Consider the following 14813-nt stretch of genomic DNA (forward strand, 5'->3'; position numbering starts at 1 on the left):
TGTACCTGTGGGAGCGAGCCTGCTCGCGATAGACGTCAGCGATGACGCGGGAAGCCTGATACCCCGCGGTGTGCCGTCCACCATCGCGAGCAGGCTCGCTCCCACAGAAGAGCAATGAGTTTCCCCTAAAAAATTCAAGAAAACTGGAGACAGCAATGGCCGAAGCAAAAGTACTCAGTGGCGCCGGGCTCCGTGGCCAGGTAGCCGGGCAAACCGCACTGTCCACCGTGGGCCAGTCGGGTGCCGGTCTGACCTATCGTGGTTATGACGTACGTGAACTGGCGGCTGACGCACAGTTCGAAGAAGTCGCCTACCTGCTGCTGTACGGCGAACTGCCGAGCAAGGCGCAACTGAACGCCTACATCGCCAAGCTGAGCAAGCTGCGTGACCTGCCGCAAGCGCTCAAGGAAGTGCTCGAGCGCATCCCCGCCGACGCCCACCCGATGGACGTGATGCGCACGGGCTGCTCGTTCCTGGGCAACCTCGAGCCGGAGAACAATTTCTCCGAGCAACACGACAAGACTGACCGCCTGCTGGCTGCATTCCCGGCAATCATGACTTACTGGTATCGCTTCAGCCACGAAGGCAAGCGCATCGATTGTGTCAGCGACGAGCAGTCCATCGGCGGCCACTTCCTGCACCTGCTGCACGGCAAGAAACCAAGCGAGCTGCACGTCAAGGTGATGAACGTTTCGCTGATCCTCTACGCGGAGCACGAGTTCAACGCGTCGACCTTCACCGCCCGTGTTTGCGCATCGACCCTGTCCGACCTCTATTCGTGCATCACTGCGGCCATCGGCTCGTTGCGCGGCCCGCTGCACGGCGGCGCCAACGAAGCGGCGATGGAAATGATCGAGCGTTTCTCGTCGCCGGAAGACGCGATCAAGGGCACCCTCGGCATGCTCGAGCGCAAGGACAAGATCATGGGCTTCGGCCACGCGATCTATAAGGACAACGATCCGCGCAACGAGGTGATCAAGGGCTGGTCGAAAAAACTCGCCGACGAAGTGGGTGACAAGGTGTTGTTCCCGGTCTCCGAAGCCATCGACAAGACCATGTGGGAGCAGAAGAAGCTGTTCCCGAACGCCGACTTCTACCATGCCTCGGCGTACCACTTCATGGGCATCCCGACCAAGTTGTTCACACCGATTTTCGTCTGCTCGCGCCTGACCGGCTGGGCTGCACACGTGTACGAACAACGCGCCAACAACCGCATCATCCGTCCAAGCGCCGAATACACCGGCGTTGAACAGCGCAAGTTCGTGCCAATCGAACAGCGCTGAATGGTGGAGGCTAAGCACTGATATTGAAGTTCACCGAAATCCCTGTGGGAGCGGGCTTGCCCGCGATAGCGGTGGGTCAGTCGACATGTATGTTGGATGTGACTCAGTCATCGCGAGCAAGCTCGCTCCCACAGTGGATGGTGTGAACTTCAAGTCTGGTGCCAAGCCCCACCTTTTGTAACTACCGTGACCGAGTCCTGACGATGAACACACAATTCCGTAAACCGCTGCCTGGCAGCCACCTGGATTACTTCGATGTCCGCGCAGCGGTCGAGGCGATCCAGCCTGGCGCCTACGACACCCTGCCGTACACCTCCCGTGTGCTGGCGGAAAACCTTGTGCGTCGCTGCGACCCGGCCACGCTCACCGAATCCCTGAAGCAATTCATCGAGCGCAAGCGCGACCTCGATTTCCCGTGGTTCCCGGCCCGCGTGGTGTGCCACGACATTCTCGGCCAGACCGCGCTGGTCGACCTCGCCGGCCTGCGTGACGCCATCGCCCTGCAAGGCGGTGACCCGGCGCAAGTCAACCCGGTGGTGCCGACCCAACTGATCGTCGACCACTCCCTGGCCGTCGAACGCGGTGGCTTCGATCCGGACGCGTTCGAGAAGAACCGCGCCATCGAAGACCGTCGCAACGAAGACCGTTTCCACTTCATCAACTGGACCAAGAAGGCGTTCAAGAACGTCGACGTGATCCCGCCGGGCAACGGCATCATGCACCAGATCAACCTGGAGAAAATGTCTCCGGTGATCCAGGTGCGCGACGGCGTGGCCTTCCCTGATACCTGCGTCGGTACCGACAGCCACACCCCGCACGTCGATGCGTTGGGCGTGATCGCCATCGGTGTCGGTGGTCTCGAAGCCGAAAGCGTGATGCTCGGCCGCGCATCCTGGATGCGTCTGCCGGAAAGCGTTGGCGTCGAACTGACTGGCAAGCTGCAACCGGGCATCACTGCCACCGACATGGTGCTGGCGCTGACCGAGTTTCTGCGCAAGCAAAAAGTCGTTGGCGCGTGGCTGGAGTTCTTCGGCGAAGGCGCGTCCGCGCTGACCCTCGGCGACCGCGCAACCATTTCCAACATGGCCCCGGAATACGGCGCCACCGCGGCTATGTTCTACATCGACCAGCAGACCATCGACTACCTCAAGCTCACCGGCCGTGAAGACGAGCAGGTGCAACTGGTCGAGAACTACGCCAGGCAGGTCGGCCTGTGGGCTGACAGCCTCAAAGGCGCGCAGTACGAGCGCGGCCTGACGTTCGATCTGTCCTCGGTCGTGCGCAACATGGCCGGCCCGAGCAACCCGCACGCCCGTGTGGCGGTTTCGGATCTGGCGGCTAAAGGCATCTCCGGTCAGTGGGACGATGTGCCGGGGCAAATGCCGGACGGCGCGGTGATCATCGCCGCCATCACCAGCTGCACCAACACCAGCAACCCGCGCAACGTGATCGCCGCCGGCCTGCTGGCGCGCAACGCCAACAAGCTCGGCCTGACCCGCAAGCCTTGGGTCAAGTCGTCCCTGGCACCGGGTTCGAAGACCGTGGCGCTGTACCTCGATGAAGCCGGCCTGACCGAAGAACTGGACAAGCTCGGCTTCGGCGTCGTGGCCTTCGCCTGCACCACCTGCAACGGCATGTCCGGCGCACTGGACCCGGTGATCCAGCAAGAGATCATCGACCGCGACCTGTACGCCACGGCGGTGTTGTCCGGTAACCGTAACTTCGACGGCCGGATTCATCCGTACGCCAAGCAAGCGTTCCTCGCATCGCCGCCCTTGGTGGTTGCGTATGCGATTGCCGGCACCATCCGTTTCGACATCGAAAAAGACGTGCTGGGTGTGGTCGATGGCAAGGAAATCCGCCTGAAAGACATCTGGCCGAGCGACGAAGAGATCGACGCGGTGGTCAAGGCGTCGGTGAAACCGGAGCAGTTCCGCCAGGTGTACATCCCGATGTTCGCCATCCACGAAGACACCGGCCCGAAAGTCGCGCCGCTGTACGAGTGGCGCGAAATGAGCACCTACATCCGCCGTCCGCCGTACTGGGAAGGCGCGTTGGCCGGTGCTCGTCCGCTCAAGGGCATGCGTCCGCTGGCGGTGCTCCCGGACAACATCACCACCGATCACCTGTCGCCATCCAACGCGATCATGATGGACAGCGCCGCCGGCGAATACCTGGCGAAAATGGGCCTGCCGGAAGAGGACTTCAACTCTTACGCGACTCACCGCGGCGACCACCTGACGGCGCAGCGCGCCACCTTCGCCAACCCGAAACTGTTCAACGAAATGGTTCAGGAAAACGGCAAGGTCAAGCAGGGTTCGCTGGCCCGTGTCGAGCCGGAAGGCAAAGTGATGCGCATGTGGGAAGCCATCGAAACCTACATGGATCGCAAGCAGCCGCTGATCATCATCGCCGGTGCCGACTACGGTCAGGGTTCGTCCCGCGACTGGGCGGCCAAGGGCGTGCGTCTGGCGGGTGTGGAGGCGATTGCCGCCGAAGGTTTCGAGCGCATTCACCGCACCAACCTGGTGGGCATGGGCGTGTTACCGCTGGAATTCAAGCCGGGCACCAACCGGCACACCCTGGCCATCGACGGCAGCGAAACCTACGATGTGATCGGCGATCGTACGCCGCGCGCCGAGCTGACGCTGGTGATCCATCGCAAGAACGGTGAGCGCGTCGATGTGCCGGTGACCTGCCGCCTCGACACCGCCGAAGAAGTGTCGATCTACGAGGCCGGCGGCGTGCTGCAACGCTTCGCCCAGGACTTCCTCGAAGAGTCGGCGGTTGCCGTTTAACGCACGCAATACAGGCACGGGACTTCAAGTCCCGTGTCTGCTTTCAGATCAGGAGTAACGAGCACCATGGCTCACGCAGCTACGTTTCCAAAGCAAATAAGGATACCCGCCACTTACATGCGCGGCGGCACCAGCAAAGGCGTGTTCTTCAGTCTCAAGGACCTGCCTGAAGCCGCACAGGTCCCAGGCCCGGCCCGCGACGCGTTGCTGCTGCGCGTGATCGGCAGCCCCGACCCGTACGACAAACAAATCGACGGCATGGGCGGCGCGACCTCCAGCACCAGCAAAACCGTGATCCTGTCGAAAAGCACCAAGGCCGATCACGACGTCGATTACCTGTTCGGTCAGGTGTCCATCGACAAGCCCTTCGTTGACTGGAGCGGCAACTGCGGCAACCTGTCGGCGGCGGTCGGTTCGTTCGCGGTCAGCAACGGCCTGGTGGACGCCAGCCGTATCCCGCATAACGGCGTAGCCGTGGTTCGCGTGTGGCAGGCCAACATTGGCAAGACCATCATCGCCCATGTGCCGATCACCAATGGTGAGGTGCAGGAGACCGGCGATTTCGAACTCGACGGCGTGACCTTCCCGGCGGCCGAAGTGCAGATCGAGTTCCTCGATCCGGCAGCGGAAGAAGAGGGCGGCGGCGGTTCGATGTTCCCCACCGGCAACCTGGTCGATGACCTGGAAGTGCCCGGTGTCGGCACCTTCAAGGCGACCATGATCAATGCCGGCATCCCGACGATTTTCGTCAATGCCGAAGACATCGGCTACAAGGGCACCGAGTTGCAGGGCGCGATCAATGGCGACCCGAAAGCCTTGCTGATGTTCGAAACCATCCGTGCCTACGGCGCATTGCGCATGGGCCTGATTGCCAACATCGACGAAGCGGCCAAGCGTCAGCACACGCCGAAAGTCGCCTTCGTGGCCAAGCCGGCGGACTACGTGGCGTCCAGCGGCAAGGCGATTGCCGCAGGCGATGTCGACCTGCTGGTGCGTGCGTTATCCATGGGCAAGTTGCACCACGCGATGATGGGTACGGCGGCCGTGGCGATCGGTACGGCTGCAGCGATTTCCGGCACCCTGGTGAACCTCGCGGCAGGCGGTATCGAACGCAACGCGGTGCGCTTCGGACACCCGTCCGGCACCCTGCGCGTCGGCGCCGAGGCCAGCCTGGTCAATGGTGAATGGACCGTGAACAAGGCGATCATGAGCCGCAGTGCGCGGGTATTGATGGAAGGTTTTGTGCGGGTGCCGGGGGATTCGTTCTAAACCCTATCTGAAACTCAACACAAGACCCTGTGGGAGCGGGCTTGCTCCGGGCGGCGATCCGACGAAGAGGCCGGCACATCCAAAATGGGAGTTGGCTGATACAGCGCTATCGCGGGCAAGCCCGCTCCCACAGGTTTTCTGGTGTTGGCAAGTTTTGCATCCAAACCAAAACCTGTGGGAGCGAGCCTGCTCGCGATAGGGCCGGAACAGGCCCGGGAGATTTACTTGAAACGCCGCTCCACACCTTTCTCCACGAGAATCTTCGCGGAGATTTCTTCCACGGAGAAATGCGTGGAGTTGATGTGCGGAATGTTTTCGCGACGGAACAGGTTCTCGACCTCGCGCACCTCGAACTCGCACTGGGCGTAGCTCGAATAGCGGCTGTTGGGCTTGCGCTCGTTGCGAATCGCGGTGAGGCGGTCCGGGTCGATGGTCAGGCCGAACAGCTTGTGCTGGTGGGCGCGCAGGGCGTTTGGCAGTTGCAGGCGCTCCATGTCGTCTTCGGTCAGCGGGTAGTTGGCTGCGCGGATACCGAACTGCATCGCCATATACAGGCACGTCGGCGTCTTACCACATCGCGACACGCCCACTAGTATCAGGTCGGCCTTGTCGTAATAGTGCGTGCGGGCGCCGTCGTCGTTGTCGAGGGCGAAGTTAACGGCCTCGATACGCTCCATGTAATTGGTGTTGGCGCCGATGGAGTGGGACTTGCCGACGGTGTAGGAAGAATGCTCGGTCAGCTCCTGCTCAAGCGGTGCCAGGAACGTCGAGAAAATGTCGATCATGAAACCATTCGAGGTTGCGAGAATCTCACGAATGTCCTGATTGACGATGGTGTCGAAGATAATTGGACGGAAACCGTCGGTTTCGGCGGCTTTGTTGATTTGTTGTACCATGGCCCGCGCTTTGTCCACGTTGTCGATGTACGGCCGCGTGACTTTGCTGAAGGTAATGTTTTCGAACTGCGCCAGAAGGCTTTGACCCAGGGTTTCGGCGGTAATGCCGGTACCATCGGAGATAAAGAAAGCAGATCGTTTCATTTGCACCTTGGGCCTTAAGCTAATGATCATTCTTGGATATGATAGGCGCGATTTGCCGGCCGCCAATGGCCCGCATTCTCACTTATTTTCCAGGTCCAGGCCATATAGCCGGCAAATGCTCACTTAAGCAGCCGGTTTCTGAGCTTTTCCAACACAGTTAGTGGAGAGATCACCTTGGTAGAGTACGTAGTTTCCCTCGATAAGCTCGGCAAACACGATGTTGAGCATGTGGGGGGCAAGAACGCATCCCTGGGCGAGATGATCAGCAACCTTGCAGGTGCCGGTGTATCGGTGCCCGGCGGCTTCGCCACGACCGCTCAGGCTTATCGTGATTTCCTGGAGCTGAGCGGCCTGAACAAGCAGATTCACGACGCACTCGATGCACTGGACGTCGATGACGTGAATGCCCTGGCCAAGACCGGTGCCCAGATCCGTCAATGGATCATGGAAGCCGAGTTCCCTGAAAAACTGAATGCCGAAATTCGTACCGCGTTCGCCACGCTGTCCGCCGGCAACCCTGACATGGCCGTGGCCGTGCGCTCTTCCGCTACCGCCGAAGACCTGCCGGACGCTTCCTTCGCCGGTCAGCAGGAAACCTTCCTGAACATCCGTGGTGTCGAAAACGTCATTCGCGCCGCCAAAGAGGTGTTCGCCTCGCTGTTCAACGACCGTGCCATTTCCTACCGCGTGCACCAGGGCTTCGACCACAAGCTGGTTGCCCTGTCGGCCGGCGTGCAACGCATGGTCCGTTCCGAAACCGGCACTGCCGGCGTGATGTTCACCCTCGATACCGAATCGGGCTTCCGTGACGTGGTGTTCATCACCGGCGCTTACGGTCTGGGTGAAACCGTCGTTCAAGGTGCGGTGAACCCGGATGAGTTCTACGTCCACAAGGGCACGCTGGCGGCCGGTCGTCCGGCCATCCTACGCCGCAACCTGGGCAGCAAGGCCATCAAGATGATCTACGGCGACGAGGCCAAGGCCGGTCGTTCGGTCAAGACCGTCGACGTGGACAAGGCCGAGCGCGCACGCTTCTGCCTGACCGACGCTGAAGTCAGCGAACTGGCCAAGCAGGCGATGATCATCGAGAAGCACTACCAGTGCCCGATGGACATCGAGTGGGCCAAGGACGGTGACGACGGCAAGCTGTACATCGTGCAGGCCCGTCCGGAAACCGTGAAGAGCCGCACCCAGGCCAACGTCATGGAACGTTACCTGTTGAAAGAAACCGGTACCGTGCTGGTTGAAGGTCGCGCCATCGGCCAGCGTATCGGCGCCGGCAAGGTCCGCATCATCAAGGACGTGTCCGAGATGGACAAGGTCCAGCCAGGCGACGTACTGGTGTCCGACATGACCGACCCGGACTGGGAACCGGTCATGAAGCGCGCCAGTGCCATCGTCACCAACCGTGGCGGCCGTACTTGCCACGCGGCGATCATCGCCCGTGAGCTGGGTATTCCAGCGGTAGTCGGTTGCGGCAACGCTACCCAGCTGTTGAAAGACGGCCAGGGCGTGACCGTTTCCTGCGCTGAAGGCGACACCGGTTTCATCTTCGAAGGCGAACTGGGCTTCGACATCAAGAAGAACTCCGTGGATGCCATGCCTGAGCTGCCGTTCAAGATCATGATGAACGTCGGCAACCCGGACCGCGCCTTCGACTTCGCCCAACTGCCGAACGCCGGCGTGGGCCTGGCCCGCCTGGAGTTCATCATCAACCGCATGATCGGCGTGCACCCTAAAGCACTGCTGAACTACGACGGTCTGCCGCTGGACATCAAGGAAAGCGTCGACAAGCGCATCGCCGGTTACAACGACCCGGTCGGTTTCTACGTCGAGAAACTGGTCGAAGGCATCAGCACCCTGGCGGCTGCGTTCTGGCCGAAGAAGGTCATCGTGCGTCTGTCGGACTTCAAGTCCAACGAATACGCCAACCTGATCGGCGGCAAGCTGTACGAGCCGGAAGAAGAGAACCCGATGCTGGGCTTCCGCGGTGCTTCGCGTTACATCAGCGAATCGTTCCGCGACTGCTTCGAACTCGAATGCCGCGCCCTCAAGCGCGTGCGCAACGAGATGGGCCTGACCAACGTCGAAATCATGGTGCCGTTCGTTCGTACCCTGGGTGAAGCGAGCCAGGTGGTGGATCTGCTGGCGGAAAACGGTCTGGCCCGTGGCGAAAACGGCCTGCGCGTGATCATGATGTGCGAACTGCCGTCCAACGCCATCCTGGCCGAAGAATTCCTCGAGTTCTTCGACGGTTTCTCCATCGGTTCCAACGACCTGACTCAGCTGACCCTGGGCCTGGACCGCGATTCCGGTATCATCGCGCACCTGTTCGACGAGCGTAATCCGGCGGTCAAGAAGCTGCTGGCCAACGCCATTGCCGCCTGCAACAAGGCCGGCAAGTACATCGGCATCTGCGGTCAGGGTCCTTCGGACCACCCGGACCTGGCCAAGTGGCTGATGGAGCAGGGCATTGAAAGCGTTTCGTTGAACCCGGACTCCGTACTGGAAACCTGGTTCTTCCTGGCAGAGGGTCAGGCGCAGGCTTGACCCCATGTGAACGGGCCGCTCACATGCCTTTGTAGGAGCGAGCCTGCTCGCGATGGACGTCAACGATCACGCGTTTATCCTGGATAAACGCGGTGTCCTGAAGTTTTTCGCGAGCAAGCTCGCTCCTACAGGGGTGATGCAGTGTCAGTGAGCGGACGTTTTAGAGATTCAAGCAGGGCGGGCTCCTCCGGATGCCGCCCTTTTTTGTGCAAGAGATTATGCAAAGCAGCAGCAACCTATTTCCTGTCGCCCTGATCAGCGCCGAACGGCGCGGTGATCTGAGCGAAGATGTGTATCGCTTGAAACCCGGTAACAGCCCCGACTTCACTGTCGAACTGGCTGTGACACGCCTTGGCATGGCCGATGAGCCGTCATCCCGTGGCGTGCCGGTGATCCTGCTGCACGGCAGCTTTTCCAATCGCCGGTTCTGGTTTTCTCCCAAGGGCCTGGGGTTGGGCGCCTATCTGGCGCGCCTGGGGTTCGACGTCTGGATTCCGGAAATGCGCGGCCATGGCCTGTCCCAGCGTAACCACGACTACCGCAAGAACCGGGTCGCCGACTACGCACGCTATGACCTGCCGGCCATCGGCGCGTTCGTGCGTGAACAGAGCGGGCAGGTGCCGCACTGGATCGGTCACTCGCTGGGCGGTACTACACTGGCCGCAGCGCTGGGTGGCGAGTACATCGGTGAGCCGGTGGTGGCCTCGGCGGCTTTTTTCGGTACACAAGTCAGCCGCACCTACTGGCCATTGAAGATTCCGCCGGTGGAGTGGAGCAGTCGCTTCATTCTCAAGCGTTTTGCCCAGTTGTCCGGAGCAAGGCTCAAACGCGGCCCGGAGGACGAGCCTATCGGCCTGGCCCTGGAAAGCATGCGTTGGTTCGGCCTGTTCGGGCGCTTTGGCGATGCCGATAAAGACTGGTGGGCCGGTTTGGCCGAGGTCAGGTTGCCGGTGCTCGCCGTGAGTGCAGCGGGTGATCATCAGGATCCTGCGTGGGCGTGCCGCAAACTGTTCGAGCAGTTCGGTTCCGAGCACAAGCAATTTATCAATCTGGGTCGTGATCAGGGGTTCAGCGACAATTTCGGTCACGTTGAAATGCTCGTCAGCAAACCTGCCCAGGCCGAAGTCTGGCCATTGGTGACCCGCTGGCTGGCGGATCAGCAGACACCCTTGTTGGGTGAACAAGGGGATTTGGCCGCGGCGGTTTGAGCCTGATGCTCTAACAAGGGCATTTCGCTCCGGTCGGCTTGCGGCTAAGATATGACGCATTGAGCTGTTCCAGTCACTTTGCGTGATTGAGTCATCACTGATGTTCGTGCTGTCTTCCTCTTTAACAGGAGTTTCTCGATGAACCATTACCTCACGCCTGACCTGTGCGACGCCTATCCGGAGCTGGTGCAGGTGCTGGAACCGATGTTCAGCAATTTCGGCGGCCGTGATTCCTTCGGTGGCGAAATCGTGACCATCAAGTGCTTCGAAGACAACTCGCTGGTCAAGGAGCAAGCCGAGCTCAAAGGTAATGGCAAGGTCCTGGTCGTTGATGGTGGCGGCTCCCTGCGCCGTGCGTTGCTGGGCGATATGATCGCCGAGAAAGCCGCGAAAAACGGCTGGGAAGGCTTGGTGATCTATGGTTGCATCCGTGACGTCGACGTCATCGCGCAAACCGATCTGGGGGTTCAGGCGCTGGCCAGCCACCCGATGAAAACCGACAAGCGCGGTATCGGCGATCTCAACGTTGCCGTGACCTTCGCCGGCGTGACCTTCCATCCGGGCCATTACATCTATGCGGACAACAACGGCGTGATCATCTCGCCCAGCCCGCTGAAAATGCCTGAATAAAAACGGCTGCAGACCAGAGGAGTGCGGATGTTCGAGGAAGAAAACGCGCAATGGGGGCTGGTGCATGCCCTGGTGCTGGACGGTAGAGGCGGTGCGCGTTCGATTGCCCGGACTGAACTTGACGACTTGCAGTTGCAGGCCCATGAAAGCCTGTGGTTGCACTGGGATCGCAGTCATCCGCAAACCCGGACCTGGCTACGCAAATCCAGCGGTCTGAGCGAATTCAGCTGTGACCTGTTACTCGAAGAAAACACCCGTCCGCGACTTTTACAGCTTTCGGACAGCGAACTGCTGCTGTTTCTGCGCGGGGTCAATCTGAACCCCGGTGCCGAACCGGAAGACATGGTGTCGGTGCGGATCTTCGGTTCTGCCCAGCGTGTCATTTCCCTGCGTTTGCGTCCGTTGCGTGCCACTGACGAGTTGCTGGTGCAACTGTCCGAGGGCAAGGGGCCGAAAACCGCGTCCGAACTCATCCTGTGCATGGCGCAGTACCTCACCAACAAGGTGCAGGATCTGGTCAGCTGTCTCTCGGAAGTGGTCGATGAGGAAGAGGAAAAGCTGGATGCCGACGAACGGTATACGCCTGAACACGGGGCGGTTTTGCAGATTCGTCGGCGGGCGGCAGCGTTGAAGCGCTTTCTTGCTCCGCAGCGGGATATTTTCGGGCAATTGACGCGAATCAAGTTGCCCTGGTTCGTTGAGGACGACGCTGATTACTGGAACGAATTGAACAACAGCCTGACCCGCTACCTCGAGGAGCTGGAACTGACCCGGGAGCGGGTGGGGCTGGTCCTGGAGGCTGAAGACCGTCGCTTGAGCGTGCGCATGAACCGCACGATGTATCGCTTCGGGATCATCACCGGGATCTTTTTGCCGATGAGTTTTCTGGCCGGGCTTTTGGGGATCAACGTCGGTGGCATTCCATTCTCTGCCAGCCCTTATGGCTTTCTGATCGCCTGCCTGATGATGGCCTCGGTGGCGCTGGGGCAATGGTGGTTATTCCGGCGTTTGCGCTGGGTCTGAGGGAAAGCATGTGACCCGACCAAAACTGACCGCGTCTCCCACAGACATCACGAGAGGTGCGTATGCACGATCCGTTTGAACAGTCTTTGCGCGACATGCTCAACGCCTCACCGTCCACCCGGGACGACGATGCGTGTCTGGGGCGTGTGCTGAAAACCGCCAACCGCCAGGTCGGCGCCGGTGATTTGTTCAGCTTGCTGGGGCGCTGGTTGCCCGCACTGATGATTGCCCTGAATAACGGATCGGCCCATGTCTCGCCGGTTTCCCGTCTCCGTAAACCTGCTGCCCGCACTGCTGATAAGGCTGATTGAATATGGAACTTGATCTCTGGACACAGAGCCTCGTCACTGCAATGACTGCGTTGTGGACCAAGGTTGCGAACTTCATTCCAAACCTGTTCGGCGCACTGGTTGTGCTGCTGTTGGGTTTTGTCGTGGCCAAACTGCTGGACACCTTGCTTTCCAAATTGCTCGCCAAACTGGGCCTGGACCGCTTGATGGGCGGCACTGGCCTGACCAAGCTGATGTCCCGCGCCGGCCTGCAGGTTCCCATTTCGACCCTGATCGGCAAGATCGTCTATTGGTTCGTTCTGCTTATTTTTCTGGTTTCTGCCGCAGAATCCCTTGGACTTGAGCGAGTATCAGCTACGCTGGATATGCTTGCGCTGTATTTGCCGAAGGTATTCGGCGCGGCGCTGGTGTTGCTGGTAGGTGTCTTGCTGGCGCAACTGGCCAACGGGCTGGTGCGCGGAGCGGCAGAAGGCGTGGGTCTGGACTATGCTTCAGGGCTTGGACGAATTGCCCAGGGCCTGGTGATCATCATCAGTATTTCGGTGGCGATCAGCCAGTTGGAGGTCAAGACCGACCTGCTGAACCACGTGATCGTGATTGTGCTGATTACCGTTGGTCTGGCGGTAGCGCTGGCCATGGGGTTGGGAAGCCGGGAAATTGCCGGCCAGATTCTTGCGGGAATCTACGTGCGTGAGCTGTACCAGGTTGGGCAACAAGTGCGTGTTGGCGAGGTCGAAGGCCAGATCGAAGAGATCGGCACGGTTAAAACCACATTGCTGACCGATGAGGGTGAGCTAGTCTCTCTTTCCAATCGGATCCTCCTCGAGCAGCATGTGAGTAGCCGCTAACCCGGCAAACCCTGCTAATGTATGCCGCCGCAAATGCCAGCTGACGCTGGCTGCGGAGGATATTGACCTGACTGTCGGCCCGACTTGTTTTGAATAAAGCTCAATCGCTCTCCATGCGCTACGACCCCCGCGAGCTCTCTGATGAGGAGTTGGTCGCGCGCTCGCATACCGAGCTGTTTCACGTAACACGCGCCTACGAAGAACTGATGCGGCGTTACCAGCGAACATTATTTAATGTGTGCGCAAGATATCTCGGGAACGATCGCGATGCAGACGATGTCTGTCAGGAGGTCATGTTGAAGGTGCTGTATGGCCTGAAGAACTTCGAGGGTAAATCGAAGTTCAAGACATGGCTATATAGCATCACGTACAACGAGTGCATCACACAGTATCGCAAGGAACGGCGAAAGCGTCGCTTGATGGACGCATTGAGTCTTGACCCCCTCGAGGAAGCGTCCGAAGAAAAGACGCCGAAACCTGAGGAAAAAGGCGGACTTGATCGCTGGTTGGTGTATGTCAACCCGATTGATCGTGAAATTCTGGTGCTACGATTTGTCGCAGAACTGGAGTTTCAGGAAATCGCAGACATCATGCATATGGGTTTGAGCGCAACAAAAATGCGGTACAAACGCGCTCTAGATAAATTGCGTGAGAAATTTGCAGGCATTGCTGAAACTTAGTTCAGCGCAAATATCTCTTACGTGTAGGCAAGTTCTGTTAGACTTGCCGCCGAGTTGTCCCCCGGTTTGCGGGACTGCTTCACAATCACCAGATGGGGATTTAACGGATGAAACTGAAAAACACCTTGGGCTTGGCCATTGGTTCTCTTATTGCCGCCACTTCCATCGGCGCTCTGGCACAGGGCCAAGGCGCAGTTGAAATCGAAGGCTACGCAAAGAAGCAATATTTCGATAGCGACCGTAACTTCAAGAACGACGGCATCCTGCCGGGTGGTTCGATCGGTTACTTCCTGACAGACGACGTTGAACTGCGTCTGGCCTACGACGAAGTGCACAATGCCCGTGCAAACGATGGCAAGAACGTTAAGGGCGCGAACACCGCTCTGGACGCTCTGTACCACTTCAACAACCCAGGCGACATGCTGCGTCCTTACGTCTCGGGCGGTTTCTCCGACCAGAGCATCGACCAGAACGGCTCGAACGGTCGTAACCGTTCCACCTTCGCCAACGTTGGCGGCGGTGCCAAGCTGTACTTCACCGACAACTTCTACGCCCGTGCTGGCGTTGAAGCTCAGTACAACATCGACCAGGGCAACACCGAGTGGGCTCCTAGCGTCGGTCTCGGTGTGAACTTCGGTGGCGGCAGCAAGCCAGCTGCTGCTCCAGTTCCAGCTCCGGAAGTTTGCTCTGACAGCGACAACGATGGCGTTTGCGACAACGTTGACAAGTGCCCAGACACCCCAGCTAACGTAACTGTTGACGCTGACGGCTGCCCGGCAGTTGCTGAAGTTGTTCGTGTTGAGCTGGACGTGAAGTTCGACTTCGACAAGTCGGTAGTCAAGCCAAACAGCTACGGCGACATCAAGAACCTGGCTGACTTCATGAAGCAGTACCCATCCACCAGCACTACTGTTGAAGGTCACACTGACTCCGTCGGTCCTGACGCTTACAACCAGAAACTGTCCGAGCGTCGTGCAAACGCCGTTAAACAAGTTCTGACCAACCAGTACGGTGTTGAATCGTCCCGCGTTCAGTCCGTTGGCTACGGCGAATCCCGCCCAGTTGCTGACAACAAAACTGAAGCTGGTCGCGCTGTTAACCGTCGCGTAGAAGCGCAGGTTGAAGCTCAAGCTAAGTAATTAGCCCGCAGCTCTGAGAAAAGCCCGGCTCAGGCCGGGCTTTTCTTTGTCTGCG

12 protein-coding genes are annotated in these 14813 nt (G+C 59.5%); 11 read left to right on the forward strand and 1 reads right to left on the reverse strand.

Annotation, left to right across the window (positions count from 1 at the left end):
• The first annotated feature begins 155 nt into the window (after nucleotides 1-155).
• The 3 genes from prpC to prpF all read left to right on the forward strand — a co-directional run bounded on the left by prpC (nucleotide 156) and on the right by prpF (nucleotide 5350).
• The gene (prpC, locus tag Q8X48_RS07210) at nucleotides 156-1283 is read left to right on the forward strand and encodes a bifunctional 2-methylcitrate synthase/citrate synthase (RefSeq protein ID WP_007971533.1); all 1128 of its coding nucleotides are present in this window, start codon (nucleotides 156-158) and stop codon (nucleotides 1281-1283) included.
• Nucleotides 1284-1486: 203 nt separating this feature from the next.
• Nucleotides 1487-4081, forward strand: coding sequence for a Fe/S-dependent 2-methylisocitrate dehydratase AcnD (gene acnD, locus Q8X48_RS07215; protein ID WP_407799541.1), 2595 nt, complete (start codon nucleotides 1487-1489; stop codon nucleotides 4079-4081).
• 66 nt (nucleotides 4082-4147) lie between these two features.
• Complete coding sequence (gene prpF, locus Q8X48_RS07220; protein WP_126046542.1) at nucleotides 4148-5350, forward strand: 2-methylaconitate cis-trans isomerase PrpF; 1203 nt, start codon at nucleotides 4148-4150, stop codon at nucleotides 5348-5350.
• Nucleotides 5351-5571: 221 nt separating this feature from the next.
• Here prpF and ppsR read toward each other — a convergent pair whose 3' ends face one another.
• Nucleotides 5572-6390 (reverse strand): posphoenolpyruvate synthetase regulatory kinase/phosphorylase PpsR, encoded by an 819-nt coding sequence (gene ppsR / locus Q8X48_RS07225; protein ID WP_007971527.1) that lies wholly within the window; start codon nucleotides 6388-6390, stop codon nucleotides 5572-5574.
• 174 nt (nucleotides 6391-6564) lie between these two features.
• Between ppsR and ppsA the strand changes: the two genes are divergently transcribed.
• The 8 genes from ppsA (at nucleotide 6565) to Q8X48_RS07265 (ending at nucleotide 14758) form a co-directional block, all read left to right on the forward strand.
• Nucleotides 6565-8940 (forward strand): phosphoenolpyruvate synthase, encoded by a 2376-nt coding sequence (gene ppsA / locus Q8X48_RS07230; protein ID WP_095965145.1) that lies wholly within the window; start codon nucleotides 6565-6567, stop codon nucleotides 8938-8940.
• Between the two features lie 218 nt (nucleotides 8941-9158).
• Nucleotides 9159-10148, forward strand: coding sequence for an alpha/beta fold hydrolase (locus tag Q8X48_RS07235; RefSeq protein WP_015096068.1), 990 nt, complete (start codon nucleotides 9159-9161; stop codon nucleotides 10146-10148).
• Between the two features lie 138 nt (nucleotides 10149-10286).
• Complete coding sequence (gene rraA / locus Q8X48_RS07240) at nucleotides 10287-10778, forward strand: ribonuclease E activity regulator RraA (protein ID WP_027922555.1); 492 nt, start codon at nucleotides 10287-10289, stop codon at nucleotides 10776-10778.
• Between the two features lie 27 nt (nucleotides 10779-10805).
• Nucleotides 10806-11801: a zinc transporter ZntB gene (locus Q8X48_RS07245; RefSeq protein ID WP_126046538.1), complete on the forward strand. Its 996-nt coding sequence runs from the start codon at nucleotides 10806-10808 to the stop codon at nucleotides 11799-11801.
• 62 nt (nucleotides 11802-11863) lie between these two features.
• Nucleotides 11864-12112 carry a hypothetical protein gene (locus Q8X48_RS07250; protein ID WP_007971509.1) on the forward strand — a complete coding sequence of 83 codons (249 nt, stop codon included), beginning with the start codon at nucleotides 11864-11866 and terminating at the stop codon, nucleotides 12110-12112.
• Nucleotides 12113-12114: 2 nt separating this feature from the next.
• Nucleotides 12115-12939 carry a mechanosensitive ion channel family protein gene (locus Q8X48_RS07255; RefSeq protein ID WP_007916401.1) on the forward strand — a complete coding sequence of 275 codons (825 nt, stop codon included), beginning with the start codon at nucleotides 12115-12117 and terminating at the stop codon, nucleotides 12937-12939.
• An 89-nt stretch (nucleotides 12940-13028) separates the two neighbouring features.
• Complete coding sequence (gene sigX, locus Q8X48_RS07260) at nucleotides 13029-13619, forward strand: RNA polymerase sigma factor SigX (RefSeq protein WP_015096065.1); 591 nt, start codon at nucleotides 13029-13031, stop codon at nucleotides 13617-13619.
• A 107-nt stretch (nucleotides 13620-13726) separates the two neighbouring features.
• The gene (locus tag Q8X48_RS07265) at nucleotides 13727-14758 is read left to right on the forward strand and encodes an OmpA family protein (RefSeq protein WP_015096064.1); all 1032 of its coding nucleotides are present in this window, start codon (nucleotides 13727-13729) and stop codon (nucleotides 14756-14758) included.
• Nucleotides 14759-14813: the final 55 nt, after the last annotated feature.

It is taken from the genome of Pseudomonas sp. QLc11A (assembly GCF_052112305.1).
Lineage (GTDB): Bacteria > Pseudomonadota > Gammaproteobacteria > Pseudomonadales > Pseudomonadaceae > Aquipseudomonas > Aquipseudomonas laurylsulfatiphila.